Consider the following 25743-nt stretch of genomic DNA (forward strand, 5'->3'; position numbering starts at 1 on the left):
GAGCATCGATGCGCGGGCTAGCGCGCCTCTTCGAAGCCGCCGAGCACGGCGGTGAGATTGGCGCCGAGAATATCGGAGAGATAACCGCCCTCCTGAACGAACACCGTCGGCAGGCCGAGCCGCGCGATCGCCGCGCCAATGCGCCGGAAACCGGCGGTCGTCACCGCAAGGCCGGCGAGCGGATCGTGTTCAGAAGCATCGAGGCCGAGCGCCACCACCAGCGCGCCGGGTGCAAACGCGCGGATGGTTTTTTCCGCTTCCCCAATCGCCTTGATGTAGTCGTCATCCCCAGTGCCCTTCGGCAACGGGATGTTCAAATTGGCGCCGAGGCCCGGACCGGCGCCGCGCTCATGCGCGTATCCCCACACGAACGGATAGAAGAAGACGGGGTCGGCGTGGATCGACACCGTGAGCACGTCTGGCCGTTCGTAGAAGATGCCCTGCGTGCCGTTGCCGTGATGCACGTCGACGTCGAGGATTGCGACGCGCTCATGCGTGAGCCGAAGCTGCGCCGCAGCCACCGCGCTGTTGTTGAAGAAACAGAAGCCGCCCGACATGTCGGCATAGGCATGATGGCCCGGCGGCCGGCACAGCGCGTAAACGGCGTCTTCGCCATCCATGACGAGTTGCGCCGCGGTCGTGGCCACATCGGTGGCGGCGCAGGCGGCGGCGTAAGTGCCCTTGCCGATCGGAGCCGCCGTATCCGCCGCGTGCCAGCCGAGGCGGCCGACGATATGGGTTGGATACGTCGCGCCATAGCGGACGGGGTGGATATTGGCGATCATCTCCGCACCGGAATCGCCGAGCGCGACCCAGGCGTCCCAGGCTTCCTCCATGAAGCGCAGATATTCCGCGCTGTGCACCCGCGCGCGCGGGCCCTGACCGAACACCGTCGGCTCGACCAGAGTGTGCTTGCCCGCCTTCAGCCCCGCCAGCAACCGATCGGCGCGTTCGGGCTGCTCGGTGGTGCGCTTGATCACGCCGCGCACCAGAAAGAATTGCGGATCGTGGCTGCGATGCAGTTCGGTGTAGACGGCCTTCACACGGTTACTCCGTTGGTTGGAATGAGAATCCCGCTCGGCGGTTCCGCGGTATTACCGGCCGGCGGCGCAAGCTCTCGCACCAGCTTGCCGACCTCGCGCCAGGCGTGACCGATATGGTAGTCGACATGCGCGGTGATGCGCTCGGGATGACCGGCTTCGATCGCTGCCAACAGCGGCTCATGCGTCCGCGCGATCTCGTGCGGGTCATCATACAGGCGGCCGATCAGCCCGATCACCATGCGCAGCTCTGCCGCGAGATCATCGAACAGCCGCAGCAGGCGGCGGTTATCAGCGATTTCAAAGACCAGCCGGTGAAAACGATAGTCCTCTTCCACCTGCCGCGCCGGATCGTCGAGATCGGCGGTCCTGTGCAGGACATCGATCTGCCGCCGCAGCATATCGCGCGACTCCGGCGTCAGGCGCCGCGCCGCCAGCACGCCGGCGTGCCGCTCGATGCACAGACGCAAATCATAGATCTCGTCGATGTTCCTGATTTCGAGTTTGCGGACAAAGAAGCCGCGCCGCGGGCTCGCAACCAAAAGCCCCTGCTTCTCCAGAAGTCGCGCCGCCTCGCGAACCGGTGCGCGGCTGACACCCAGTTCGCGGGCAATCCCCGCTTCGACCACCTTCGAGCCCGGCGGCAGGCGCCCCTGAACAATGGCCTGCATCAGGATGCGCGCGATCTGGCCGACCAGATCGCTGTCCGCGATCGCCGGTAATCCAACTGGAAGAGACATAGGCCGCATCGGCTAAACCCGCGCCAGTCCGTGACTATTTTTTAATCGTCGATTGTCGACACTTTAATCTTGCCCATGTGCTGGGCCGCACGCAAGCTGAAAATGTTGAAACTCAGTGAAGGCGGAAATGACAAGCGCAGCCCACAACACCGCGAAGGCATGGCCTCCGGCGGTGGACGACAAGACCTTCCAAATCCGGATCGACCTCGCCGCGGCCTACCGGCTGATTCACCGGCTTGGTCTCGACGACAGCATCTACACCCACATCTCCGTCCGCCTTCCCGGCCGGCAAGACCGCTTCCTGATCAATCCCTATGGGCTGCGTTTCGAGGAAGTGACGGCGTCCAACCTGGTGACGGTCGACCTCGACGGAAACGTCATCGACGATCCCTTGGGGCTCGGCATCAACCCGGCGGGCTTCACGATTCACAGTGCCATCCATGCCGCGCGGCATGATGCCATCTGCGTCCTGCACACGCACACGGTGTCGGGCATCGCCGTCGCCTGCCAGAAGCGGGGGCTGTTGCCGCTCAATCAATGGTCGCTGCAGTTCAGCGGCTGCCTCGCCTATCACGACTACGAAGGCATCGCGCTCGATCTGGATGAGCGTTCGCGCCTCGTCGCCGATCTCGGCGACAAGTTCGTGATGGTGTTGCGCAATCACGGCATGCTGACCTGCGGGCGCTCGGTCGCCGAAGCCTTCAAGCTGATGCATAACCTGGAGCGCTCCTGCCGCGCCCAGCTCGCCGTCCAGTCATCCGGCGCCGAGATCATCGAGCTTTCTGACGCGGTGGCCCACAAGACGGCCGGCCAGTACGCGACTTTCTACGATGCGATCGAGCTCAACGGCGTGCCCGACAGCGAATGGGCCGCCTTCAAGCGGATGCTGGAACGGACCGATTCCGATTTTGCGAACTGACGACGCGCTTGACGATGTGAGAGCGCGAAGCCCCTTTTTCTTTAAACGAGGTATGCGATGTCCAAGCGTAGGATTTTGATAAGTCTCGCCACGATGTGCGTGCTGAGTACGACCGCAATGGCCGAGGGGCCGAAAGCAGGCGGCGTCGTCAACGCCGTGATCCAGCCGGAGCCGCCGAGCCTGATGGTCGGTCTGGTGCAGAACGGTCCGACCCAGATGGTGGCCGGCAACATCTATGAAGGCCTGCTGCGCTACAGCCCAAAGCTCGATCCCCTGCCCGGCCTCGCCGAAAGCTGGTCGGTCAGCGAGGATGGCAAGGTCTACACGTTCAAGCTCGTGAAGGGCGTGACTTGGCATGACGGAAAGCCGTTCACGTCAGCCGACGTCCTGTTCTCGATCGAATTCCTGAAGCAGACGCACGCGCGCGCCCGGGGCAATCTGGTTCAGCTCGACAAGGTGGAAGCGCCGGACGAATCGACCGTCGTCTTCACGCTGAAGCAGCCATTCGGCCCGTTCATCGGCATCTTCGAAGTCGGCTCGCTGCCGATGATCCCGAAGCACATCTATGAAGGCACCGATTTCAAGTCCAACCCGGCCAACAACACGCCCATTGGCACCGGCCCCTTCATGTTCAAGGAATGGCAGAAGGGCTCGTTCATCCGCCTCGTCAAGAATCCGAACTACCACGTCAAGGGCAAGCCGAACATCGACGAGATCTATTGGCACGTGATTCCGGACGCCGCCGCGCGCTCGGTCGCCTACGAGACCGGCAAGGTCGACGTGCTGCCGGGCGGCTCGGTGGAAAATTTCGACGTGCCGCGCCTGAGCAAGCTGAAGAACACCTGCGTCACCGGCGCGGGCTGGGAATTCTTCAGCCCGCATTCCTGGCTCTGGCTCAACAACCGCTCGGGTCCCACAGCGAACAAGAAATTCCGCCAGGCGCTGATGTTTGCGATCGATCGCAACATGGCCAAGGACGTGGTCTGGAACGGCCTCGGCAAGGTCGCCACCGGCCCGTCCGGCTCGGCAATCAAGTACTACACGGGCGCGGTGCCGAAATACGATTACGATCCCGCCAAGGCAAAGGCCCTGCTCAAGGAAGCCGGCTACAAAGGCGAGAAGGTTCGCATGCTGCCCCTGCCCTATGGCGAGACGTGGCAGCGCTGGGCCGAGATGGTTCGCCAGAACCTGCAGGACGTCGGGATCAATGTCGAAATGATCGCGACCGACGTGCCCGGCTGGAACCAGAAGGTCTCAGAATGGGACTACGATATCGCCTTCACCTATCTCTATCAGTACGGCGATCCCGCGCTCGGCGTCGGCCGCAACTACGTGTCCAGCCAGATCGCCAAGGGTTCGCCCTTCAACAACGTCGAAGGCTATTCCAATCCCGAGATCGACAAGCTGTTCGCCGACGGCGCGGTGGCCTTCCCCGATGCGGCGCGTGAAGAGATCTACGCCAAGGCGCAGAAGATTCTTGTCGAGGACGTGCCGGTGGCATGGATGCTCGAACTGCAATTCCCCACGATCACGCGCTGCAGTGTCAAAAACCTGGTCACAACAGGCATCGGCGTGAACGACGGTTTCCGCGACGCCTGGATCGAGAAGTAATTCCCCACTCATCGGGCGTCAGGCCTCAAGTCTGACGCCCGGACACCGCACCTCCAACGCCATCGACAGCTCATGATTTCCTTCATCGCCCAGCGGATCGCGAAGGCCGTCATCGTCCTTCTCGCGCTCGTCGTGCTCAACTTCTTCCTGATCCGCATGGCGCCGGGTGATCCGGCGGTGGTGATGGCCGGCGAAGCCGGCGCGGGTGACCAGCTCTTCATCGCTCAACTGCGCGAGAAGTTCGGGCTCGACCAGCCGCTGCCGGTGCAACTCTTTCTCTATGTCAAAGGCATTCTCAGCCTCGATCTCGGATTCTCGTTTCGCCAGCAGATGCCGGTGTCGAAACTGATCCTCGATCGCCTTCCGGCGACCCTGCTCCTGACGGGGACCGCGTTCGCAATCTCGCTCGCCTTCGGCATCCTGTTCGGCGCATTGGCAGCCCGCTTTGCCGGCACCTGGGCCGACACCGCGATCACGATCGCCGCCCTGATCTTCTATGCCACGCCGCTGTTCTGGGTCGCGCTGATGGCGATCCTGCTGTTTTCAGTCACGATGGATTGGCTGCCGAGTTTTGGCTACGAGACGGTCGGCGCAGGCTACACCGGGCTGGCGCATGTGCTCGACGTCGCCGCCCATCTGATCCTGCCGGCCACCACCATCGGCCTGTTCTTCATGGCCACCTACGCCCGCATGACCCGCGCCTCGATGCTCGAAGTCAACCGGCTCGACTTCGTCAAGACGGCGCGCGCCAAGGGCCTGTCGGATGCGGTGATCCAGCGCCGACACGTGCTGCGCAACGCGCTTTTGCCGGTCGTCACCCTCGCCGGCCTGCAGGCCGGAACGCTGGTGGGCGGCGCGGTGCTGACCGAGACCGTGTTCGCATGGCCGGGCATCGGCCGGCTGATGTACGAGGCGCTGCTGCAGCGCGACTACAATCTCTTGCTCGGCGTCTTCGTCGTGTGCTCGGCGATGGTGCTGGCCTTCAACCTGATCACGGACCTGGTCTATCGCTCCGTCGATCCCCGCATCGAGTTCGCATCATGAAACAGGCCTCGCGCGTGCTATTGCGCAATCCCGGCGGCATGATCGGTATCGCGATCCTTTCCATCGCGGTGATCATCGCCCTGTTCGGTCCCCTCCTGTTTCCGACCTCGCCCTGGCGCATGGTGCAGCGGCCATTCCTGCCGCCGTTCACGCTATCAGGCTTTCCACTCGGCACCGACGCGCTCGGCCGCGATGTCATGGCCGGCATCATCTACGGCGCGCGCGTCTCGCTGCTGGTCGGCCTGATCTCGACCCTGGCTTCGCTCGCCGTCGGCATTCCGCTCGGCGCGACAGCCGGATATTTCGGCGGCAAGGTCGACGATGCCCTGATGCGCTTCACCGAGTTCTTCCAGACCGTGCCTAGTTTTGCGCTCGCGATCGTCCTCGTCGCCATCATGCAGCCGTCCATCGTCTCCATCGTCGCGGCCATCGCCATCGTGAGCTGGCCGCCGGTGGCACGGCTGGTGCGCGGCGAGGTGCTGTCGTTGCGCACGCGCGAATATGTCCAGGCGGCGGTCGTGACGGGACAGACCAATTGGTGGATCATCTGGCGCGAGATCCTGCCGAATGCGCTTTCTCCTGTCATCGTGCTTGCCTCGCTGATGGTGGCGACCGCGATCCTGCTGGAATCCTCGCTCTCCTTCCTCGGCCTCGGCGACCCGAACCTGATGTCGTGGGGCTACATGGTCGGCGCCGGCCGCACCGTCATCCGCCAGGCCTGGTGGATCACCGTCTTTCCCGGCATCGCCATTCTGGTCTCGGTGCTGGCGCTGAACCTGATCGGCGAAGGCCTCAACGACGCGCTCAACCCTCGCCTCGCCAAAGGGGGACGCTGAGCATGACCGTCGTCGTCAAGAACCTGAAGCTCGCACTGCCGCCGGGCGGCGACCGCGCTTACGCCGTGGACGGGGTCTCGTTCGAACTATCATCCGGAAAAATCCTCTGCGTGGTCGGCGAATCCGGGTCCGGCAAGTCGATGTGCGCCCACGCGCTGATGGGGCTGCTGCCGGATACGGTGGGGGCCGAATCCGGAGAGATTCTGTTCGAGGGAAAGAACCTCTTGTCGCTCGGCCCTGCGGAATGGCTTGCGCTGCGCGGCCGCGGCATCGCCATGGTGTTCCAGGAGCCGATGACGGCGCTCAATCCCTTGATGCGGATCGGCGACCAGATCGCCGAGATGTTCGAGGCGCACGATCTCTTGACGCCGAAGGAGCGGCAGCAGAAGGCCCTCGCCCTGATCCGCGAGGTCGGCCTGCCCGATCCCGAACGCGCGGTGCGCGCCTATCCCCATCAACTGTCCGGCGGACAGCGCCAGCGCGCGATGATCGCGATGGCGCTGGCGCTCGAGCCCGCCGTGCTGGTGGCGGACGAACCGACCACGGCGCTCGATGTCACGACGCAGGCGCAAATCCTAAAACTGATCCGCGACCTGCAGCGCCGACGCAACATGGCGGTCATGTTCATCACCCACGATTTCGGCGTCGTCGCCGAGATTGCCGATCGCGTGGTCGTGCTTCAGCACGGCAAGGTGGTCGAACAGGGCACCGCCGACGACGTGCTGCTGCGCGCGCAGCATCCCTATACCCGCGCCCTGCTCGCCGCGGTTCCGACGCTGCAGCCGCCGCAGCGGACCCCCCTGCTCGACCGCAGCAAGGCGGTGGAAGTGGTCGGCCTCGGCAAGACCTATGTGAGCGGCGGCGGTTGGTTCCGCAGCCAGCGCCGCGTGCAGGCAGCAAAGGACGTCAGCTTCGACATCTTTCGTGGCGAGACGCTCGGTCTGGTCGGAGAATCCGGTTCGGGAAAATCTTCCGTCGCACGGCTCGTCATGCGCCTGATCGAACCTGATGCCGGTACCGTGCGTATCGGCGATGTCGATCTCACCCGGATTGGCGGCAAGACCCTGCGCGAGCAGCGCCGCCGCATCCAGATGGTGTTTCAGGATCCGTTCGCTTCCCTCAACCCGCGCCGGAAGGTCGGCAGCATCATCACCGACGGCCCGATCGCGCATGGCGTCGATCCCTCGGCGGCGCGAAAGCGCGCCGGTGAGTTGCTCAGCCTCGTCGGCCTCAATGCGGGCGCGATGGAACGGTTTCCGCATGAATTTTCAGGTGGGCAGCGGCAGCGCATCGGCATCGCGCGCGCGCTGGCGCTCGATCCGGAAATCCTGGTCGCCGACGAGGCCGTCTCTGCGCTCGACGTATCCGTTCAGGCGCAGGTTTTGGACCTGCTGGAAGATCTCAAGGCGCGCCTCGGCCTATCGATGCTGTTCATCACCCACGACCTGCGCGTGGCCGCGCAGATCTGCGACCGCATCGCCGTGATGCAGCATGGCGCGATCGTCGAGCTCAAATCCGCATCCCTGCTGTTCGCTGCCCCCGAGCACGCCTACACCCGTGAGCTGCTCTCCGCAGTGCCCGGACAAACGTCGTCGTCCAAGGCGGCATGAACAGGGCCGCTTGAACGATGCGTTGTGTTCTCGTCAGCAAGAGCCTCGATCTCCGCGGATATCTCGGCGCGCAATTCCTCCGTGCCGCCGATCGCATCGAAATCGTCAATCATCCACACCATGGACCCGCGACGGACATCCGCCTCGCAGTGGCTTGGCACCCGCCGGACGATGCATTCGATCACTACCCCAATCTGCAGGCGGTCTGCTCGATCGGCGCCGGCGTCGACAACATTCTGGCTTGTCCCAGCCTGCGCCCCAATGTCGACGTGATCCGCGTCGTCGATCCCGCACAGGCGCAGATGATGTCGGGTTTTGTGGCCTGGCACGTCATCGGCCATCAACGAAGATTTGCGGCCTATCAGGCGCAGCAGCGCGAGGAACGCTGGCAGCGTCTTGCCCTGCGCCGGGCGCAGGACGTGCCGGTCGGCATTTTGGGCTTTGGCAAGATTGGCCGCACGGTAGCCACCGATCTCGCGCAACTCGGCTTTCCGGTCATGGCGTGGAGCCGGACTGCAAAGCCCGCGCCGCAGGGTATCCGCGGCTTCGACGGTGCTGCGGGCCTCGATGCCATGCTCGGCCAGGCCGAGGTTCTCGTGAACCTCTTGCCGCTGACGCCGGAGACCCGGGGCATCCTCAATCGCGAGACGTTCGCCCGGATGTATCGCGGCGGCTATTTGATCCAGGTCGGCCGCGGTGAGCATCTGGTCGAAGCCGATCTGCTTGCCGCGCTGGAGGATGGGCAGCTGGCTGGCGCTGCGCTCGACGTCTTCGCAACCGAGCCGCTGGCGCCGCGGCATCCGTTCTGGCGGCATCCGCGCATCTTCGTCACGCCGCACGATGCCTGCGAGGTGAGCGTGGAAGCGATCGGCGCGACGTTTCGCGCGACCGCGGAAGCGATACGCGCCGGCCGGCGCCCGCCGCACTCCATCGACCGCGAACGGGGCTATTGAGCGCGATGGTACAAACTGATGTTGTCGCGCCGGACTCTTCGCCTGCGACGGCCCCCGCGCATTCGATCGACGGCCTCCGCGCGGCGTCCGCCGTCCCGGAAGCGCAGGCGCAAAGACTGGCGGCCGAACACTTCGGCCTGATCGCCGCCGTGCACCGGCTCGACAGCGAGCGCGACCAGAATTTTCGGCTGCGCTCACTGAGCGGCCGCGAATATGTCCTGAAGATCGCCAACCCAGCGGAAAACCGCGCGGTGACCAACCTGCAGACGGAGGCCCTGCTTCACCTCGCTACAGCAGATCCCGACCTGCCGGTCCCGCGAATCTTTCCGGCACGAAACGGCATGACCGAACTGGATATCGCGTTCGACGACGGCTCGACCCGGGTCGTGCGCCTGTTGTCGTTTCTTCCGGGAACCCCGATGCATGCGGTGGCAGGATCGACGGCGCTACGGCGCGATCTCGGCCGGTGCGCGGCAAGGCTGGCGCGAGGCCTTTCCGACTTCAGCCATGGCGGCGCCAATCACAAATTGCTGTGGGACCTGCAGCACGCTGCCGAAGTGCGACTGCTGGTCGACGCAGTTCCGGCTGAGCGGCGCGGCCTGATCGAGGACGCTCTCGGTGGTTTTGAGACCCACGCCCTGCCAGTGCTTGCGCAGTTGCCCAGCCAACCCGTCCACAATGACCTCAACCCGCACAACGTTGTCGTCGATCCCGGAACCTGCGCTGGCGTTGCCGGTATCATCGACTTCGGCGACCTCACCTGCACGGCGCGGGTCAACGACCTCGCGATCACGGCGGCGTATCAGGTTGCCGATAGCGACGATCCGCTGGCTCCGGCCTGCGAGATGATCGCGGCCTATCACACTGTGCTTCCGCTCGATGCTGCCGAATTCGATGTGCTGTTCGACCTGATCGCCACGCGCATGGCCATGACTGTCGTCATCAGCAGTTGGCGGGCTACCCGTTATCCTGCTAACCGGAATTACATTCTGCGCAACAATGCTGCGGCCTGGGCGCGGCTACAGCGCATGGTGAAACTCTCGCGGGATCAGGCGAGATCTCTGATCCAACGCACCTGCGATGTGGAGTAGAGAGATGCCCGCCGCCGACGAGGCCATTTCGACAAAGGACCTGATCACGCGCCGCAACCGCCTGCTCGGGCCAGCATACCGGCTGTTCTACGAACAACCAGTGCAATTCGTCCGTGGCGAAGGCGTCTGGCTATATGACACGGCCGGACATCGTTATCTCGACGCCTATAACAACGTCGCTTCCGTCGGCCATTGTCACCCGCACGTCGTGCAGGCGATCGCACGGCAGGCCGCCGTGCTCAACACCCATACGCGCTATTTGCATGAGACCGTGCTCGACTTCGCGGAACGGTTGCTTGCGACGTTTCCGCACCAGATCGGCCACGTCATGTTCACCTGCACTGGGAGCGAGGCCAACGATCTCGCTCTTCGGGTGGCGCGAACCTGCACCGGCGGCACCGGCTTCATCGTCACGGCAAACGCCTATCACGGCGCCACCAGCGCGCTGACCGAGCTGTCTCCTTCGCTCGGGCTGCCGCTTCCGCAAGGAAGTCACGTACGGTTTGTGCCGGCGCCGGGCTCGGGCGAGAACGCCGGTGAAATCTTTGCCGGTCACGTCAGCGCCGCCCTGGAGGATATGAAGCAGAGCGGCATCCGCCCGGCGGCGCTCCTGGTCGATACGATCTTTTCAAGCGACGGCGTATTCGCCGACCCGCCCGGCTTCCTGCGGCCGGCGGTCGAAGCCGCACGCGCGGCAGGCGCGCTGTTCATCGCCGACGAAGTGCAACCCGGGTTCGGCCGCTGCGGCGAAGGGATGTGGGGCTTTTCCCGCCACGGCCTTGTCCCCGATCTCGTGACCATGGGCAAGCCGATGGGGAATGGCCATCCCGTCGCCGGCATGGCGGCGCGGCCGGAACTTCTCGCAGAGTTCGGCCGAAGGTCGCGCTACTTCAACACTTTTGGCGGCAACCCGGTTTCGGCGGCCGCCGGAATTGCGGTTCTCGACGTGATCGAGGGGGAAGAATTGATGGCGAACGCGCGGCACACCGGCGCGTATCTCGTCAAGCGGCTCACCGAGTTGCAGGCGCGCCACGCATTGATTGCAGAAGTGCGGGGTACCGGCCTCTTCGTCGGCGTCGAACTGCGGAAAGGCGGAGCCGAGGGGACACCCGTTACCACTGAAGCCGCTCGCATCGTGAACCGATTGCGTGAACGGCACGTGCTGATCAGCTCTGCTGGCCCGCACGGCAATGTTCTCAAGATCCGGCCGCCTCTGGTGTTCGGCACGGAGCATGCAGATTTGCTTGTCCAGCGTCTCGATGAGGCGCTGGACGAACTGGAGGTGATGTCAGAGCAATAAGGAGGCGCGCCTTTAAGCGCCGGCGGACGGCAGGCTGGCGGCCGCGATGGCCACGATCTGGGACAACCGGCGGCCGATCCGGGAGGACGCGCTGCTCAGCAATGAACGGACCTGTCGCATCTCTTCGTCTTCCATATGCGCCGGGGGGCAAGGCGCACAGGGAAAATGGTCTCTGGCGGCTAAGTAGTCGAGATGCCAGGAAAAATAGCAATGCGCGCTTCGTCGGAGCGCCCCTTGGCAGTGGAATTATTGCCGCGATCGCCCCGCAGGCGGAGCGAATTTTCTCCCCGGATTCGGACCTATAATCCGGTGATGCCGCTGTCGACTGCGAGCGTCTGGGCGTTAACGTAGACGCTCTCGTCCGAAATGAAAAACAGCGCCGCGTAGGCGATTTCCCACCCCGTCGCCATCCGCCCGAACGGCACGCCCGCGGCGCTCCGCGACGGCCGGCCGGCGCTGGTGTAGCGGCCGAGCGGCGTGTCGACCAGGCCGGGGCAGATGGTGTTGGCGCGGATGCCGCGCCTTGCGCCTTCCTTGGCGACATTGCGCATCAAGCCGCCGAGCGCTGCCTTCGACGTGTCATAGGCGATCAATTGCGAGCCGGAACGAAGCGCTGCGATCGACGAGATGAACACGATCGAGGACCCGTCGGCGAGATGCTTGAGCGCCTTGCGGCAGCAGAGCATCGGCCCGGTCAGGTTGACCGCAAACGTGTCGTTCCATTCCTTCAGATCGACCCCGTCGAGGCCGAGCGCGCCAACGCCGATGCCGACATTGAGCACCATGCCGTCGAATCCGCCGAGGCCTTCCCGTGCTTCGTCGATCATCCGGTTCACGGAGTCTTCGCGCGAAATGTCGGCTTCGATCGAAAACGCCTGACCACGTTCGGCAACGATACGTTGGACGGTATCATCGGCGCTGGCCCGGTTCACGTCGGCGACCGCAACATGGGCCCCTTCCCGCGCAAACAGCAGCGACATCGCCCGGCCGTTGCCGACGGGATCGGTGGCGGCGTCGAACGTTCGCTGTCCGCCGCCGACGACCAGAATCTTGCGGCCCTGAAGACGTCCGCGGCCCGGCGCCACGCCCGCGGATTCCGCGCTGAGCTGGCGCACATAACGGATCTTGTCTGTCATGGTCTCTTATCCCACATTTTGCGCGGCCTGCGGCGCGCCCAGAAGTTTGCGCAGCGAACCCAAAACTTCTTCCAGCCTGTCGTGGTGAAGCCAGTGGCCGGCCCCTGCGATCTTCACCAGTTCGGCCTGCTTGAAATGCGCGAGCAGGCCTTCGGGATCGGGAAGAAAGCTTTCGTCACCCCACATCAACAGCGTCGGACAGGTGATGCGCGACCACAGGGCGACATATTCATCCGATGTCAGCCGATACGGCGCCCTCGCCCGCTGATAGTGGTCGAACTTCCAGCGGTAGAGGCCGTCAGTGCCTTTCCGGACACCATGGCTGGCAAGATGAAGCGCCAGTGCCGGCGTCAGCCGCTTGTTGCGCGTTGAAAGCCGCTGCGCGGCTTCCTCGATGTTGCGGAACGTACTCTCTTGATGCTCCGCGATGCGGTCGAGCTGACCGATCCATCGTGCCATCTGCTCGTGGATCGGCGAAGGCTGCGAGCCCGAGAGGAACGCGCCGTCCAGTATGCCGAGACGCGATACTGTTTCCGGATAAGTCCCGGCATAGGCCAGTGCGACCATGCCGCCCATCGAATGGCCGACGATCGCCGCGTCCTGCAGCCCCGCAAAGCGCATCAGCCGGGTGAGATCATAGACATTGTCGGTCAGGCTGTAGCTGCTTCCCTTCGCCCATTGGGAATCGCCGTGCCCGCGCAGGTCCGGCGCCATGATGTGGAAATGCGGCTGCAATTCTCGCGCGATCGCATCCCAGTTGCGGCAGTGGTCGAGGCCACCATGGACCAGGATCAATGGCGGCGCGGCCTCGTTGCCCCAGTCGACATAGTGCAGTTGCAGCCCCTGCGACTCATAAAAGCGATCTGCCGGTTCGGCCATCGTATCTCTCGCGCAGGCCTATTTCGGCGCAAATCCGAACGTCCGCTCGAAGCGCTTGGCGTAATCGGGCCACACCTCGGGATTGACGATGCGCGGCGGCCGCTTGCCGTCGAGCGCATCGAGAATCTGCTCGGCAGCGATCTTGCCCATGTTGATACGCGCTTCCCTGGTCACGCCCGCCGTGTGCGGGCTCGCCAGCACATTGTCGAACTGCAGCAGCGGATGCTCCGGCGGCGGCGGCTCCTTGTCCCAGACATCGAGGCCGGCGCCGGCAATGCGCTTGTCGCGCAGCACTTCGTATAGCGCCTCTTCGTCGTGAATGAATCCGCGCGCCGTGGTGACGAAGAATGCGTGCGGCTGCATCAGCGCGAATTCACGAGCGCCGATCATGCGGCGATTGTCCTTGGTGAGTGGACAGGAGATCGAAACGAAATCCGAACGCCGCATCAGATCGTGCAGCTCGACCTTCTCGCCGCCGCGGGCAGCGATTTCTTCCGCGGTGAGATAGGGATCGTAGGCGATCACCTTCATATGCAAGAGACCCTTGCAGAGCTCGGCGATGCGGCGGCCGACATTGCCGATGCCGACGATGCCGACGGTCTTGCCCTGCACCTCATTGCCGATCAGCGAATTGCGATTGACGTTGGCCTGGCGCCGCAGCGCGCGGTCGGATTCGAGGATGCGCTTGGAGAGTGTCAGCATCATGCCGAGCGCATGTTCGGCGACCGAATTGGCATTGCCGCCGGTTTGATTGACGACGAGCACGCCCGCCGCCGTGCACGCGTCGACATCGACGGGATCGAAGCCCGCGCCGTTCGAGGATACGATCAGCAGGTTCGGCGCCCGCCGCAACAGATCCTGGTCGACGTGAAAGTGCCTTGCGATTTCGTCACGAGCTGCGCCGACCTGATAGGCATGCGCCGCCGACAGTATCGGCGCCGCGACCGTATCGGGGCTGTCATTCTCCAGCCGATCGAGCCGCACGTCGGCGCGGCCTTTGAGGATATCGACATAGATCTCGTGGGCGAGATATTTGACATAGAACACGCGCTTGTTGTTGACGGTCATTTTCCTTGGCAACTTTCAGTTCGGAAACGTGGAGCTTTCGACGGGGGTGGCCACTCGCGAGCAGATCAGGGTGCAGATCTCGGCGGACGTATGGGCGGACGGCAGCCGCCGACGCATTTGGCAGCAGTCCGGACACATCCAGCCATGGCACCCCTCCCGATTTCTTTCTTGATTATCTCACATGGTCGCATGCTGGCAGCGGCGCGAGGCGCAGAGCCGGATACGATCAGGACATGTTGACAATCCCGCCGACGGCGTCAAGTTTTGCCGCTCCAGGAATGAGCGCGAACGAAAGATGTCGCGGGTAAGGAGACCAAAAATGGCGGTTGCGGAGGAAAAAACCTCGCCCGAAACCTCCGAGAGGAGCTGGCACGGCATCGTGCTGCAGACGCTCAAACGCAACGATGTCCGCCTCATCCCCTACGTGCCCGACCGCGTCCTGACGCCGCTGATCAAGAACCTGCACGCCGACCCGTTTTTTACGACCTTCGCCACCGCGCGCGAGGAGGAAGCGGTCGGCATCGTCTCCGGCGCCTGGATGGGCGGCATGCGGAGCGCGGTCCTGATGCAGACATCAGGGTTTGCCACGCTCGCGAACGTGCTGGCCTCGCTGGCGATCCCCTATCAGATCCCGCTGATCATGTTCGTGTCCGAACGCGGCACGCTTGGCGAATTCAATTACGGCCAGTCTCTCGTGTGCCGCACGATGCGCCCCGTGCTGGATTCGCTCGCGATGGAGCACCACACCATCACCCGACTGGATGAACTCGAATTCATCGCCGACCGCTCCATCAAGCAGGCCATCACCACGCAGGCGCCGGTGGCACTGATCCTCTCGCCGCTTTTGACCGGCGGCAAAGTCTTCGACAAGTGAGCGATCTCATGAACAGTGCCAACGACACCCCTGCCCGCAACACCAAGATCATGAACCGCTTCGATCTCACCTCGCGGCTGATCGCGAAATTGAAAAACGAGGAAGCCGTGATCGGCGGCATCGGCAACACCAATTTCGATCTTTGGGCCGCCGGCCACCGGCCGCAGAACTTCTACATGCTCGGCAGCATGGGCCTCGCCTTCCCGATCGCGCTCGGCGTCGCGCTGGCGCAACCGGATCGCCACGTGTTCGCGCTCGAAGGCGACGGCTCGCTGCTGATGCAATTGGGATCGCTGTCGACGATCGCGACGCTTGCCCCAAAAAACCTCACCATGGTGGTGATGGACAACGGCATCTACCAGATCACCGGCGCGCAGCCGACGCCGGGGGCGGCCGTCGCCGACATCGTCGCCATCGCGGTCGCGAGCGGGCTCACCAACAGCAGCTGGGCGGCGGACGAGGACGATTTCGAGCGCCTGATCGATGGATCCTTATCGGCCGCAGGTCCGACGCTGATCGGCGTGCGCATCGACGACAAGCCGGGTGTCGGCACCACGCGGCGCGACCCCGTGCAGATCCGGGAGCGCTTCATGCACGGTATGGGCGTACGGGAACCGCTCTGAGGGATTAACCACAGGGCATTGCCTCGTTTGGGCGCATGGACTAACCGCGCGGAATGTGTGCTATGCCGTCCCCATGACGATCATATTTCGCTTTGTCGCCTGGGGCCTCGCCACCGCCATCGCATTCGCAACCCTTGGGCCGGCGAGCCAACGGCCCCACTTGAGGCTGGGGCAGAACGGCGAGCACGCGCTGGCCTTTGTGCTACTGGGGCTCGCTTTCGGGCTAGCCCACACGCGCAACCGTTCGCTTACAGCGGCCTTCGTCATCGCCTTCACCGGCGTGATCGAAGTCCTGCAGTTCTTGGCGCCCGGCCGGCACGCGCGGATGTCAGATTTCGTGGTCGACGCGTTGGCTGCATCGCTCGGCCTTGTAATTGCCGCGGCGCTCGACTGGAAGCTCAGGCGAACGCAGCGATCGCTGCCGTAACCCACAAAAAATTCCTCGCAGGCGTCGCCCGCGAGGAATTGTCAGCCAGTTGCTTGAGTGCGTCAGTCGAGGATCCGCACCACCCTGCGCGTACGCGGCTCCACGATCACGCGGCGATCGTTGACCACCGCATAACGGTATTCGGTGTGCTGCGGCACGGTGCGCAGTTCGACGGTCGGCGGCAGCGGTTCACCCACCACTACGCGTTCGCGCACCACGACAGAACGATCGCGCGGAACCGAATTGATCACCGCGTTCGGAATTTCCACGGCCGCGCCGACCGCAGCACCGACGGTACCGCCGACGATGGCGCCGACTGGACCTGCGGCTTCACCACCCCTCGCGGCGCCTTCCGCCGCGCCCTGGGCGGTGGTCGACTGAGCAAACGCCGCGCCCGACATCATTAGCGAGGCGGCAAGCACGGAAACAGCCAAACGATTATTCATTTCATCCTCCAGTAAATCGATGATGTGTTTCAACCACTGGCGGCGTCGGAAGTTCCGGTTCCAATGCGGCAGCAAAAAGGGCCGCGCCGAAATCTCGACGCGGTTCCAAGTCACAGGGAGTTACAAGAAATCAGGCTTTGGCGACCTCGTGGCTTGCCATCATTTCGAGCGCGCGCACCATTCCCGAATGGTCCCAGGCCTTGCCGCCGTGCGCGGTGCAGGAAGAGAACAATTGCTGCGCGACCGCCGTGCTCGGCAGCGAAATGCCGAGCGCACGCGCGCCCTCCAGCGCCAGATTAAGATCCTTCTGATGCAGCTCGATACGGAAGCCCGGTTCGAAGTTGCGCTTCACCATACGCTCGCCATGCACTTCGAGAATGCGCGACGAGGCAAAGCCGCCCATCAGCGCCTGTCGTACCAGCGCCGGATCCGCGCCGGCTTTCGACGCAAACAGCAGCGCCTCGCCGACCGCCTCGATCGTCAGCGCGACGATGATCTGGTTGGCGACTTTTGTCGTCTGCCCGTCGCCATTGGCGCCGACGAGGGTGACGTTCTTGCCCATCTTGTCGAATATCGGCTTCACCGCGTTGAACGCCCGCTCCGGCCCGCCGACCATGATGGTCAGGCTCGCCGCCTTGGCGCCGACTTCACCGCCGGACACCGGCGCATCGAGATAGTCGGCGCCGAGCGCCTCCACCTTCTTGGCAAACTCCTTGGTGGCGAGCGGCGAGATCGAACTCATGTCGACGACGATCTTCCCCTTCAAGGGTCCCTTCGCAACGCCATCAGGCCCAAACAGCACGGCTTCGACATGTGGCGTATCCGGCACCATGATGATGATGATTTCGGCCTGCTCAGCGACGTCCTTGCCGGATTTGCAGACGATGCCACCGGCGGCAACCAGCTCCGATGCGACAGGCACGACATCGTGCAGGAACAGGCGGTGGCCGGCAGCCTGGAGATGGCCCGCCATCGGGCGCCCCATGGTGCCAAGGCCGATAAAGCCGATATTGGTCATTTCAACTCCCCTTTATCGTTTCTTGTTCAGGTGTCGGCCGTCAACGCGGCGTGCCAACCGAGACCTTCGACCGTCGTCGTCCTCGGTTTGTATTCGCAGCCGATCCAGCCGCGATAACCAATAGCGTCGAGATGGCGGAACAGGAAGGGATAGTTGATCTCACCGGTCCCCGGCTCGTTGCGGCCGGGATTGTCGGCAAGCTGGACATGGGCGATGCGCGTCAGATGTTTTTGCAGGCTTCGCGCAAGGTCGCCCTCCATCACCTGCATGTGGTAGATGTCGTACTGCACGAACAGATTGGTCGAACGTACGTCGGCGATAAGCTGAAGCGCCTGCGCCGTCCTGTTCAGGAAAAAGCCTGGGATATCGATCGTGTTGATCGGCTCGATCAGCAGCCTGATCTGCTCCCTGGCCAGCGCATCCGCCGCGAAGCGCAGATTGCCGATCAATGTCTCGTTGAGATCTGTTGTATCAGCGCCGTCGGGGGCGATGCCGACGAGACAGTTGAGCTGGCGGCAATCGAGCGCCTTGGCGTAGTCGATGGCGCGCGCGACGCCGTCGCGAAACTCGTCGACGCGGTCGGGCAGGATCGCGATGCCGCGCTCGCCGGCGCCCCAATTGCCGGCGGGAAGGTTATGCAGCACCTGCGTCAGCCCGTGCTGGTGCAACTGCTCGCGCAGATCGGCCTTGTCGAAATCATAGGGGAACAGATATTCGACCCCGTTGAATCCCGCGGCCTTGGCGGCGGCGAAGCGATCGAGGAACGGCTGTTCGCCGAACAGCATGGTGAGATTGGCGGCAAATTTCGGCACGATCTACTCTCCTCTTACGCCGGCAGCAGCTTGGCAGATTGCGGCGCGCTCGATTTGGCCGGCGTGTCGTCCAGCGGCAGGTCGAGCACCTCCTCGAACTCGATGATGTTGTCGATCTCGGTACCCATCGAGATGTTGGTGACCCGCTCGAGAATGAACTCGACGACGACAGGCACCTTGAATTCCGTCATCCATTCCCGCGCGGTCGCGAACGCCGCCTGCGCATGGTTCGGATCGGTGACGCGGATCGCCTTGCAGCCTAGTCCCTCGGCCACCGCGATATGGTCGACGCCATAGACGCCGATCTCCGGCGCGTTGATGTTCTCGAAGGAGAGCTGGACATGGTAGTCCATGTCAAAACCGCGCTGCGCCTGGCGGATCAGCCCGAGATAGGAGTTGTTCACGACGACGTGGATGTAGGGCAGCTTGAACTGGGCACCTACCGCAAGCTCCTCGATCAGGAACTGGAAATCATAGTCGCCCGACAGCGCGACGATGTTGCGAGTCGGATCCGCGACGCGCACGCCGAGCGCTGCGGGAAGTGTCCAGCCGAGCGGACCGGCCTGCCCGGCATTGATCCAGTTGCGCGGACCGTAGACGCCCAGAAACTGCGCGCCGGCGATCTGCGACAGCCCGATCACGCTGACATAGCAGGTGTCGCGGCCGAATGCCTTGCTCATCTCCTCATAGACGCGCTGCGGCTTGATCGGCATGTCGTCGAAATGGCTCTTGCGCAGCATCGTGTGCTTGCGGTCCTGGCACGCCGCCGGCCACGCCTGCCGCTCCCTGAGCTTGCCCGCCTTGCGCCACTCCTTGGCAACAGTGACGAACAATTCCAGCGCCGCTTTGGCGTCGGACACGATGCCGAAATCGGGATTGAACACGCGCCCGATCTGCGTCGGCTCAATGTCGACGTGCACGAACTTACGACCCTTGGTGTAGGTCTCGACCGAACCGGTGTGGCGGTTGGCCCAGCGGTTGCCGATCCCCAGCACGAAGTCGGATTGCAGCATGGTCGCGTTGCCGTAGCGGTGGCTGGTCTGCAGTCCGACCATGCCGGCCATCAGCACGTGGTCGTCGGGAATGGCGCCCCACCCCATCAGCGTCGGCACCACCGGAACGTTGACGGCCTCGGCAAATGCCACCAGCAGGTCGGACGCATCGGCATTGATGACGCCACCGCCCGCCACGATCAGCGGCCGCTCCGCCGCGTTGAGCATCTCAAGCGCCTTCTCGATCTGCCTGCGCGTCGCCGCGGGCTTGTAGACCGGCAACGGCTCATAGGTCTCGTCGTCGAACTCGATTTCCGCAAGCTGCACGTCGAGCGGCAGGTCGATCAGGACCGGACCCGGACGGCCCGAACGCATGATGTGAAACGCCTGGCTGAACACGCGCGGCACCAGCGCCGGCTCGCGCACCGTGACCGCCCATTTCGTCACGGGTTTTGCGATGGATTCGATATCGATGGCCTGAAAGTCTTCCTTGTAGAGCCGCGCCCGCGGCGCCTGCCCGGTGATGCAGAGGATCGGGATCGAATCCGCGATCGCCGAATAGAGCCCGGTGATCATGTCGGTGCCGGCCGGCCCCGAGGTGCCGATGCAGACCCCGATATTGCCTGATTTGGCGCGGGTATAGCCCTCGGCCATGTGGGAGGCACCCTCGACATGCCGCGCCAGAATGTGCCCGATCGAGCCGCGCTTCTTCAGCGCAGAGTAAAGCGGATTGATCGCAGCCCCCGGCACGCCGAAGGCGATCGTCACCCCCTCCTTCTCCAGGATCCGCACGGCCGCATCGATCGCCCGCATCTTCGCCATGTCGCGCCTCGCTCACCAGTGTTGGCTCTGGCTGCGATCTTCGTGGTGACGGGATGCAATCTCAACGCGGACGATTTTATTTCCCGCGGAGTGGAAGTGAGTTGCGAAAGTCACAACAAATCAATTGCTTGCCGCCATGATGGGATGGAAAGGCCGTGTCTCAGAGATATCGCTGGACAGACAAGCTAACTAGTTTGCTGGCAACGATACATGCTAACGTTGTATCAGAGGTCGGCGGAAGAAATTGCGAATGTCTTGGTTGGGAAGTCGTGAGGTGGTCCGTTCATACGCGGACAAAAAGTTATGGCGTTCGCATCACCGACTTGCCCTTCAAACGGGCCCATTCAGGCAACTGGCCTTCACCCTGCCGGCATGCTTGGTCATCCTTGGTGGCATGGCTGACCCGGCTCAGGCGGAAGTTCAGCAGCCACAACGGATCGTCTCGGCCTGCCGCGGCAATGGCCCAGCCTCGGCCGCGGGCAAGATTCCGGATGGGCCGCCCAAGAACAGAGAGGCAGGCCGCCTGGCCGCTAGCGCGGCTCCAGTGATGTTCGCCGGCGGCTTTGAAAAGGCGATCAAACGGTTGAATCAGGCTATCGAACTCGATCCGGACAACCCTCACTTCCGCCTGAACCGAGGGTCGGCCTCTGCCGGAAACCGGCAGTTCGACAAAGCCATCGAAGACTATGATCGTGCGATAGCCCTCGATTCCAGCTCTTCACTCGCCTTTCTCGCTCGCGCAGAGGCCTATCTTAAAATAGCCGACCATGAACATGCGATCGAGGATTTCGGCGAAGCCGTCAGGCTGTTTCCCGGTAACGCTCGCGCCTACATGGTCCGCGGTACGATCTACGCGAACAAGCGCGTATATGACCGGGCTATCGAAGATCTGGATCAGTCGATCAGGCTCGATCCCGACTGCCCCACTGGTTATCTGACGAGAGCGCAGATCTTCAGGCTGAAGGGTGACCCTGGTCGCGCCGACGCCGACTATGACCACGCGATTAAACTCGACCCTAATCCCGGAAATGCCAGGACATTCGTGCGTCGAGCCGGCGCCTATGGAGGTAAGCAAGACTATAGTCGTGCCGTGGAAGACCTCGGCCACGCGTTGAAGCTCGAGCCCCGTAATCTCTATGCCTTGAGTAATCGCTGCCTGTTTCGAGCGATCCTCGGCATGTTCGACGCCGCGCTGGCCGATTGCGATGAAGCGCTGCGGATACGGGCCGACGATGCCAACATCCTCCACATCCGCGGCACTGCCTACTTCAAGAAGGGCGCGCTTGATAGGTCCATAGACGACTATGACGCCGCGCTCCGGATCGACGTAAAAAAGGCAGCCTCGCTGTACGGAGCGCAATAGCCAAACGGCAAAAGGGCGATGTCGCGGGCATTGAGGCCGACATCTCCGCGGCGCTGGCCCTCAAACCAAGTGCCACGGACGAACTGGCAATCTACGGCATCAAGTGACGGCTTTCGTCCATGACAACCTCACCTCGCCGCCGGCGTTGGCCGTGCGTCATGGCCCTCGCGCCGGCTGCACACACCTGATACCCCCACCACGAGGCCTCCCATGCTCGGACTACTGACACTGCCAATCGAGTTGTTGCGCCTCGCCTTCTATGCGTTTCAGGGTCTGGTCGATGCACTGAGAGGGCGCAGTCGGCTGCGCTTCGAGTTCACCGCCTTGATCAATGCATCGCGCGATGCCGTGTGGCGGCTTGGTACCGCGAACCACGTCGTTCTGGACGGGCCGCCGACGATAGAGATGTCATCCGAACCATTACCTGACAGCCCTGACCTTTGGCTGACACGTATCACCATCAGTGGCCAACCGCAGTCGCGGGTCGTCTCGTACGAGCTCGAGCGCGATGAGACCAAGGGGATCTGGCGCGCGCGGCTGGTGGAGCATCCGTTATCCAAGCCGCCCGAGGACGGGCGGGATATCGAAACGGGACTTATCGTCGAAGCGACGCCAGAGGGGACGGCGCTTACGATGTTCAACGAATTGACCGTGCGCTCTTTTCGCGACCGCATCATCTATCCGACGGCACCGCGCCGGATGGGGAACCTGATCAAGCAGCAATGCGAAAAGGATGCCGGTACCCACAGCCGCCTCGCCGCCCTGGGCAACCATGGCTTGCTTCTGTCGGCCGTGGCGCTCTTGAGCTTTTGCTACCTGTTCGGCTGGAAATTGGGGCTGCTTCTTTCGATCGTCATCGTCGTGCACGAGGCCGGACACGTCGCGGCGATGCTCATGACCGGCGTCGGCGTACGCGGCATCTACCTCATTCCCTTCTTCGGCGGGGCGGCCGTCCCCAAGACGGCTTATCGGACCGAGGGCCGGCTAGGCTTCATTGCGCTGATGGGACCGGGCCTGAGCCTCATTCCGACGCTCGGCCTCTTCGCACTCTATCGATCAACCGGCGACACTCGACTCAGGCATGCGGTGGAAATGTTCGCCGTCGTCAATGCAGCCAACCTGCTGCCGATCTATCCGCTCGATGGCGGAATGATTCTTAACGCGCTCATTGGCTCGGTGAGCCGGAAGTCCGCACTTATCGTAGGTTGGATCGGGGTACTGGTTGGCCTCGGCCTCGCCATATATCTGCAATCCTTTCTTATCGGGATCCCGTTTCTGCTGTTTGCATTGCAGCGCTACCTCAGCGGTGGCCAAACTCTCGAACTCGAACGGCTGTCGGTCGGCGGCGGATTAGCCCTTGCCCTCGCCTCGATCGCAGCGTTCATCCTGTATGTCGCTGTCATCGCTTTGATGAGTCCGGCCGTTCGCATCTAATGCGCTGCGGCGCATCCAAACGGATTGTGTCGCCTGTCATCGGGCGCCATTCGAGCGAGCGTTGGCTCGCAATAGCCCATGCCCGCCGGAACTCAGTCCAGATTCTTCCGCTTCAACTTCATCTGCATATCGAACTTGAGGTCGTACTTCTTGCCATCCGCGCACACCGCATCGTCGACCTCGAACTGCTGGTCGTCTTCATCCATTTCCAGCTTGCCGCCTGAGCACCCCTCGGCCAGGACCGCCGCGACGAGCTTTGCCCGCTCGTCTTCAGTGACCGGGCGATCGGCGAGCGCAGGAAGCACCGATAGGACGAGGATCGCAGTTGATGTGGTCAATCGCATGGTCAAATCCTCCTGTGGAGCCGCTTCGAGCCAGCCTGTTCGCATCCCCTGGTGGAGCGGCCTGGCGAGAAAGAAGCCCGGCGTGTTCGACCAAGGTCGTCTCCGCATCCCGTCTGTTGCGTGACTCCGAAACGCGCACTAGCCGAATGCCCGCGACCGGAGTTTGTTCCGCACAGACAATTCAGTGGTGCACTGCCCAATCACCGGGTGGGTTATTGCACAGTCCCTTCAACTACCGATAGACTGCACTGGCGTCACCGGATTGAAAGAGGACGTGCGATGACCGATATCCCCGCCAACGTCGCCCCGCAATCAAGCAGTGCTGAACCAAGCCTTCATCGGGTCATGGGCCCCTGGTTGCTCCTGCTGTTCATCGTCGGCGACATTCTCGGCACCGGGATCTACGCGCTCACGGGACAGGTGGCGAAGCAGGTCGGCGGTGTCGTTTGGCTGCCTTTCGTGGTCGCGTTTGTGGTCGCCCTGGTGACGGCGTTCAGCTATCTCGAGCTGGTTACGAAGTATCCGAGAGCTGCGGGCGCGGCGCTCTACACTCACAAGGCTTTCGGTATCCATTTTGTCACCTTCATCGTTGCCTTTGCGGTGATGTGCTCGGGTATCACCTCGGCATCGACCGCTTCCCGGGCTTTCGCCGCGAACATGTCGCACGCCATGGGGCTCAATCTAACGGGCTTCGGCATTACGATGACCGGTCTCGCTTTCATGGCAATCGTTGCGGCAGTCAATTTCCGCGGTGTCGGCGAAAGCGTGAAGGCCAATGTCGTTCTGACCTGCGTGGAGCTAACGGGGCTGTTGATCATCATCGTGATCGGCCTTTGGGCGATCGGGCTGGGCCAGGGCGATGTCTCGCGCGTCGTTCAGTTTCGCTCGACGCCGGACGGCGGCATGTTCTGGCCGGTGATTGCCGCGACCACGCTGGCCTTCTTCGCCATGGTAGGTTTTGAGGATTCGGTCAACATGGCCGAGGAATGCAAGGACCCCACCCGTCACTTCCCGAAGGTGTTGCTGGCTGGCCTTGTGATCACCGGTGTCATCTATGTTCTGGTCTCGATCTCGGCAATCACGCTGGTGGCGCCGGAGCAACTGGGCGAAGGCGAAACACCGCTGTTGAAAGTCGTCCAGCAGGGCGCGCCTAATTTTCCAATCTGGATCTTTGGATTCATCACCATGTTTGCCGTGGCCAATAGCGCGCTCATCAACATGCTCATGGCCAGTCGCCTTGTGTACGGCATGAGCCGCGAGCATGTGCTTCCACCATCGCTCGGGAAAGTCCACAAGACGCGGCGGACGCCCTATGTCGCCATCGGCTTCACGACCTTGCTGGCATTTGCCCTGATCACATTTGTCGGGGAAGTGCCGGCGCTCGGAGGCACCACCGCGCTGCTTTTGTTATGCGTTTTCACTGTGGTGAATGTCGCGGTTCTGGTGCTTCGGCGCGATCCTGTAAATCACCAGCATTTCCGCACGCCGACCATTCTGCCGATCCTGGGCGCCGTGTTTTGTGCCTTCCTCACGGGTCCCTGGACCGGCCGCGCCATTGTTCAGTACCACGTCGCCGGTGTCCTGCTCGGGATAGGCGTCGTTCTTTGGCTGGTGACAATCATGGTCAACCGGAGTACCGGGGTGAAGCGAGTCGAGCCGGATCTGGAACATTTGGGTCGCGGCGGGCCGGTGAACTAGCGAAGTACCGGACGACGAGAAGCAACTCAAATTCACGCAGTCGGCGAGATGGCTCGCTTCATCGCTTGGCTGCTCGCTCCACTGCTGCTGTCCGCGACCTGTAACGCCTCTCCAGTCCGTTATCGTCCAGCCGGAGCTTCACGCCTAAGTACGCTGATCCGTCCGTCGCCTTCGAGCTTTGCGAGCCTTACTTCAGCAATGTCCTCGACTTGCTGCTGCCGCAACAGAGATGCGAGTTCGTCCATCGACAGCATTTCCTTGCGCATTGCCTCTTCGACAATCCGCCCTTCTCTTACCAGCGTCAGAGACGGAGGTCTGAGGACAGGCCTTAGGGCTGGAAACCGGTAAGCCAGCCAGTCGATGACGTATTCCCAAGCAACGATGGTTATGACCAGGACAAGACCTTCGGTCACGGACTGATATTCTTTGCCAAGCCCGTTCTGCGCCGCGTCCGCGATCAGCACGATCACCAGAAGATCTGCCGGTCCAAGATGCCCCGCCTGGCGACGCGCCATGAAGCGCAGGATTATGAAAAGGCCGAGATACATGAGCGTACCCCGGACGACAATCTCAGCGATACCAAGACTGGGAAGGAAGATGCTGTTCCAATCGATCTGCATGACAAGAGCCCTCGCGTTTCCGTGCCAACGCGGCATGGAAAAG

General features: G+C 62.9%; 25 protein-coding genes. 14 read left to right on the forward strand and 11 right to left on the reverse strand.

All coding sequences use genetic code 11. The features are described 5' to 3' along the window. Positions 1–17 precede the first annotated feature (17 nt). The gene (locus tag AC0QUY_RS18580) at positions 18–1043 is read right to left on the reverse strand and encodes a histone deacetylase family protein (RefSeq protein WP_475387858.1); all 1026 of its coding nucleotides are present in this window, start codon (positions 1041–1043) and stop codon (positions 18–20) included. Then, positions 1040–1780 (reverse strand): GntR family transcriptional regulator, encoded by a 741-nt coding sequence (locus AC0QUY_RS18585; protein WP_475387859.1) that lies wholly within the window; start codon positions 1778–1780, stop codon positions 1040–1042. Before AC0QUY_RS18585 ends, AC0QUY_RS18580 begins: the two co-directional genes overlap by 4 nt. 127 nt (positions 1781–1907) lie before the next feature. On the opposite strand from AC0QUY_RS18585, the gene AC0QUY_RS18590 reads away from it, so the two are divergent. From AC0QUY_RS18590 to AC0QUY_RS18625, 8 genes are all read left to right on the forward strand, one after another. Next, on the forward strand, positions 1908–2699 hold the full coding sequence (locus AC0QUY_RS18590) for a class II aldolase/adducin family protein (RefSeq protein WP_475387860.1): 792 nt from the start codon (positions 1908–1910) through the stop codon (positions 2697–2699). A gap of 93 nt (positions 2700–2792) precedes the next feature. Further along, positions 2793–4310, forward strand: coding sequence for an ABC transporter substrate-binding protein (locus tag AC0QUY_RS18595; protein ID WP_475387968.1), 1518 nt, complete (start codon positions 2793–2795; stop codon positions 4308–4310). Positions 4311–4382: 72 nt separating this feature from the next. Beyond that, positions 4383–5354 (forward strand): ABC transporter permease, encoded by a 972-nt coding sequence (locus AC0QUY_RS18600; protein WP_475387861.1) that lies wholly within the window; start codon positions 4383–4385, stop codon positions 5352–5354. After that, positions 5351–6190: an ABC transporter permease gene (locus AC0QUY_RS18605; protein ID WP_161853168.1), complete on the forward strand. Its 840-nt coding sequence runs from the start codon at positions 5351–5353 to the stop codon at positions 6188–6190. Before AC0QUY_RS18600 ends, AC0QUY_RS18605 begins: the two co-directional genes overlap by 4 nt. A gap of 2 nt (positions 6191–6192) precedes the next feature. After that, positions 6193–7800: an ABC transporter ATP-binding protein gene (locus AC0QUY_RS18610; protein ID WP_475387862.1), complete on the forward strand. Its 1608-nt coding sequence runs from the start codon at positions 6193–6195 to the stop codon at positions 7798–7800. 17 nt (positions 7801–7817) lie between these two features. After that, a complete protein-coding gene (locus AC0QUY_RS18615; protein WP_475387863.1) occupies positions 7818–8753 on the forward strand; it encodes a 2-hydroxyacid dehydrogenase in 936 nt (311 codons plus the stop codon). 5 nt (positions 8754–8758) lie between these two features. Then, positions 8759–9844 carry a phosphotransferase gene (locus AC0QUY_RS18620; protein WP_475387864.1) on the forward strand — a complete coding sequence of 362 codons (1086 nt, stop codon included), beginning with the start codon at positions 8759–8761 and terminating at the stop codon, positions 9842–9844. A 4-nt stretch (positions 9845–9848) separates the two neighbouring features. Then, positions 9849–11144, forward strand: coding sequence for an aspartate aminotransferase family protein (locus AC0QUY_RS18625; RefSeq protein WP_475387865.1), 1296 nt, complete (start codon positions 9849–9851; stop codon positions 11142–11144). A gap of 299 nt (positions 11145–11443) precedes the next feature. Here AC0QUY_RS18625 and AC0QUY_RS18630 read toward each other — a convergent pair whose 3' ends face one another. From AC0QUY_RS18630 to AC0QUY_RS18640, 3 genes are read right to left on the reverse strand one after another with little or no spacing between them, the layout of a single operon-like run. Next, positions 11444–12280 (reverse strand): SDR family NAD(P)-dependent oxidoreductase, encoded by an 837-nt coding sequence (locus tag AC0QUY_RS18630; RefSeq protein ID WP_475387866.1) that lies wholly within the window; start codon positions 12278–12280, stop codon positions 11444–11446. Positions 12281–12286: 6 nt separating this feature from the next. Then, complete coding sequence (locus AC0QUY_RS18635; RefSeq protein WP_475387867.1) at positions 12287–13159, reverse strand: alpha/beta fold hydrolase; 873 nt, start codon at positions 13157–13159, stop codon at positions 12287–12289. 18 nt (positions 13160–13177) lie between these two features. After that, positions 13178–14227: a hydroxyacid dehydrogenase gene (locus tag AC0QUY_RS18640; protein ID WP_475387868.1), complete on the reverse strand. Its 1050-nt coding sequence runs from the start codon at positions 14225–14227 to the stop codon at positions 13178–13180. Positions 14228–14546: 319 nt separating this feature from the next. Here AC0QUY_RS18640 and AC0QUY_RS18645 point away from each other — a divergent pair, with 319 nt between their 5' ends. The 3 genes from AC0QUY_RS18645 to AC0QUY_RS18655 all read left to right on the forward strand — a co-directional run bounded on the left by AC0QUY_RS18645 (position 14547) and on the right by AC0QUY_RS18655 (position 16151). Beyond that, the gene (locus AC0QUY_RS18645; protein ID WP_475387869.1) at positions 14547–15101 is read left to right on the forward strand and encodes a thiamine pyrophosphate-binding protein; all 555 of its coding nucleotides are present in this window, start codon (positions 14547–14549) and stop codon (positions 15099–15101) included. An 8-nt stretch (positions 15102–15109) separates the two neighbouring features. Further along, on the forward strand, positions 15110–15724 hold the full coding sequence (locus AC0QUY_RS18650; RefSeq protein WP_475387870.1) for a thiamine pyrophosphate-dependent enzyme: 615 nt from the start codon (positions 15110–15112) through the stop codon (positions 15722–15724). 73 nt (positions 15725–15797) lie between these two features. Continuing rightward, on the forward strand, positions 15798–16151 hold the full coding sequence (locus AC0QUY_RS18655; protein WP_161853158.1) for a VanZ family protein: 354 nt from the start codon (positions 15798–15800) through the stop codon (positions 16149–16151). A gap of 62 nt (positions 16152–16213) precedes the next feature. Here the strand turns inward: AC0QUY_RS18655 and AC0QUY_RS18660 are convergent, their stop codons facing one another. From AC0QUY_RS18660 to gcl, 4 genes are all read right to left on the reverse strand, one after another. Next, positions 16214–16597: a DUF1236 domain-containing protein gene (locus AC0QUY_RS18660; RefSeq protein ID WP_161856515.1), complete on the reverse strand. Its 384-nt coding sequence runs from the start codon at positions 16595–16597 to the stop codon at positions 16214–16216. A 130-nt stretch (positions 16598–16727) separates the two neighbouring features. Continuing rightward, positions 16728–17615 (reverse strand): 2-hydroxy-3-oxopropionate reductase, encoded by an 888-nt coding sequence (locus AC0QUY_RS18665; RefSeq protein WP_475387871.1) that lies wholly within the window; start codon positions 17613–17615, stop codon positions 16728–16730. Positions 17616–17641: 26 nt separating this feature from the next. Beyond that, the gene (gene hyi, locus AC0QUY_RS18670) at positions 17642–18427 is read right to left on the reverse strand and encodes a hydroxypyruvate isomerase (RefSeq protein ID WP_475387872.1); all 786 of its coding nucleotides are present in this window, start codon (positions 18425–18427) and stop codon (positions 17642–17644) included. Between the two features lie 14 nt (positions 18428–18441). Continuing rightward, positions 18442–20241 carry a glyoxylate carboligase gene (gene gcl / locus AC0QUY_RS18675; protein ID WP_475387873.1) on the reverse strand — a complete coding sequence of 600 codons (1800 nt, stop codon included), beginning with the start codon at positions 20239–20241 and terminating at the stop codon, positions 18442–18444. A 394-nt stretch (positions 20242–20635) separates the two neighbouring features. Between gcl and AC0QUY_RS18680 the strand changes: the two genes are divergently transcribed. Next, entirely contained in the window at positions 20636–21604 is a 969-nt protein-coding gene (locus AC0QUY_RS18680; protein ID WP_475387874.1) for a tetratricopeptide repeat protein, read from the forward strand. Between the two features lie 240 nt (positions 21605–21844). Continuing rightward, positions 21845–23038, forward strand: a complete 1194-nt coding sequence (locus tag AC0QUY_RS18685) for a metalloprotease (protein WP_475387875.1) — start codon at positions 21845–21847, stop codon at positions 23036–23038. Between the two features lie 92 nt (positions 23039–23130). Here AC0QUY_RS18685 and AC0QUY_RS18690 read toward each other — a convergent pair whose 3' ends face one another. Beyond that, the gene (locus AC0QUY_RS18690) at positions 23131–23382 is read right to left on the reverse strand and encodes a PepSY domain-containing protein (RefSeq protein ID WP_475387876.1); all 252 of its coding nucleotides are present in this window, start codon (positions 23380–23382) and stop codon (positions 23131–23133) included. A gap of 51 nt (positions 23383–23433) precedes the next feature. On the opposite strand from AC0QUY_RS18690, the gene AC0QUY_RS18695 reads away from it, so the two are divergent. After that, positions 23434–25080, forward strand: coding sequence for an APC family permease (locus AC0QUY_RS18695; protein WP_475387877.1), 1647 nt, complete (start codon positions 23434–23436; stop codon positions 25078–25080). A 119-nt stretch (positions 25081–25199) separates the two neighbouring features. Here the strand turns inward: AC0QUY_RS18695 and AC0QUY_RS18700 are convergent, their stop codons facing one another. Then, a complete protein-coding gene (locus tag AC0QUY_RS18700; protein ID WP_475387878.1) occupies positions 25200–25700 on the reverse strand; it encodes a DUF421 domain-containing protein in 501 nt (166 codons plus the stop codon). Positions 25701–25743 lie beyond the last annotated feature (43 nt).

It is taken from the genome of Bradyrhizobium sp. WYCCWR15520 (assembly GCF_056174665.1).

Coding starts and splice junctions, on each gene's coding strand:
- AC0QUY_RS18585 (WP_475387859.1), bottom strand. CDS start 1,780: ATGTCTCTTCCAGTTGGATTACCGGCGATCGCGGACAGCGATCTGGTC.
- AC0QUY_RS18590 (WP_475387860.1), top strand. CDS start 1,908: ATGACAAGCGCAGCCCACAACACCGCGAAGGCATGGCCTCCGGCGGTG.
- AC0QUY_RS18595 (WP_475387968.1), top strand. CDS start 2,793: ATGTGCGTGCTGAGTACGACCGCAATGGCCGAGGGGCCGAAAGCAGGC.
- AC0QUY_RS18600 (WP_475387861.1), top strand. CDS start 4,383: ATGATTTCCTTCATCGCCCAGCGGATCGCGAAGGCCGTCATCGTCCTT.
- AC0QUY_RS18605 (WP_161853168.1), top strand. CDS start 5,351: ATGAAACAGGCCTCGCGCGTGCTATTGCGCAATCCCGGCGGCATGATC.
- AC0QUY_RS18610 (WP_475387862.1), top strand. CDS start 6,193: ATGACCGTCGTCGTCAAGAACCTGAAGCTCGCACTGCCGCCGGGCGGC.
- AC0QUY_RS18615 (WP_475387863.1), top strand. CDS start 7,818: ATGCGTTGTGTTCTCGTCAGCAAGAGCCTCGATCTCCGCGGATATCTC.
- AC0QUY_RS18620 (WP_475387864.1), top strand. CDS start 8,759: ATGGTACAAACTGATGTTGTCGCGCCGGACTCTTCGCCTGCGACGGCC.
- AC0QUY_RS18625 (WP_475387865.1), top strand. CDS start 9,849: ATGCCCGCCGCCGACGAGGCCATTTCGACAAAGGACCTGATCACGCGC.
- AC0QUY_RS18630 (WP_475387866.1), bottom strand. CDS start 12,280: ATGACAGACAAGATCCGTTATGTGCGCCAGCTCAGCGCGGAATCCGCG.
- AC0QUY_RS18635 (WP_475387867.1), bottom strand. CDS start 13,159: ATGGCCGAACCGGCAGATCGCTTTTATGAGTCGCAGGGGCTGCAACTG.
- AC0QUY_RS18640 (WP_475387868.1), bottom strand. CDS start 14,227: ATGACCGTCAACAACAAGCGCGTGTTCTATGTCAAATATCTCGCCCAC.
- AC0QUY_RS18645 (WP_475387869.1), top strand. CDS start 14,547: ATGGCGGTTGCGGAGGAAAAAACCTCGCCCGAAACCTCCGAGAGGAGC.
- AC0QUY_RS18650 (WP_475387870.1), top strand. CDS start 15,110: ATGAACAGTGCCAACGACACCCCTGCCCGCAACACCAAGATCATGAAC.
- AC0QUY_RS18655 (WP_161853158.1), top strand. CDS start 15,798: ATGACGATCATATTTCGCTTTGTCGCCTGGGGCCTCGCCACCGCCATC.
- AC0QUY_RS18660 (WP_161856515.1), bottom strand. CDS start 16,597: ATGAATAATCGTTTGGCTGTTTCCGTGCTTGCCGCCTCGCTAATGATG.
- AC0QUY_RS18665 (WP_475387871.1), bottom strand. CDS start 17,615: ATGACCAATATCGGCTTTATCGGCCTTGGCACCATGGGGCGCCCGATG.
- gcl (WP_475387873.1), bottom strand. CDS start 20,241: ATGGCGAAGATGCGGGCGATCGATGCGGCCGTGCGGATCCTGGAGAAG.
- AC0QUY_RS18680 (WP_475387874.1), top strand. CDS start 20,636: ATGGCTGACCCGGCTCAGGCGGAAGTTCAGCAGCCACAACGGATCGTC.
- AC0QUY_RS18690 (WP_475387876.1), bottom strand. CDS start 23,382: ATGCGATTGACCACATCAACTGCGATCCTCGTCCTATCGGTGCTTCCT.
- AC0QUY_RS18700 (WP_475387878.1), bottom strand. CDS start 25,700: ATGCAGATCGATTGGAACAGCATCTTCCTTCCCAGTCTTGGTATCGCT.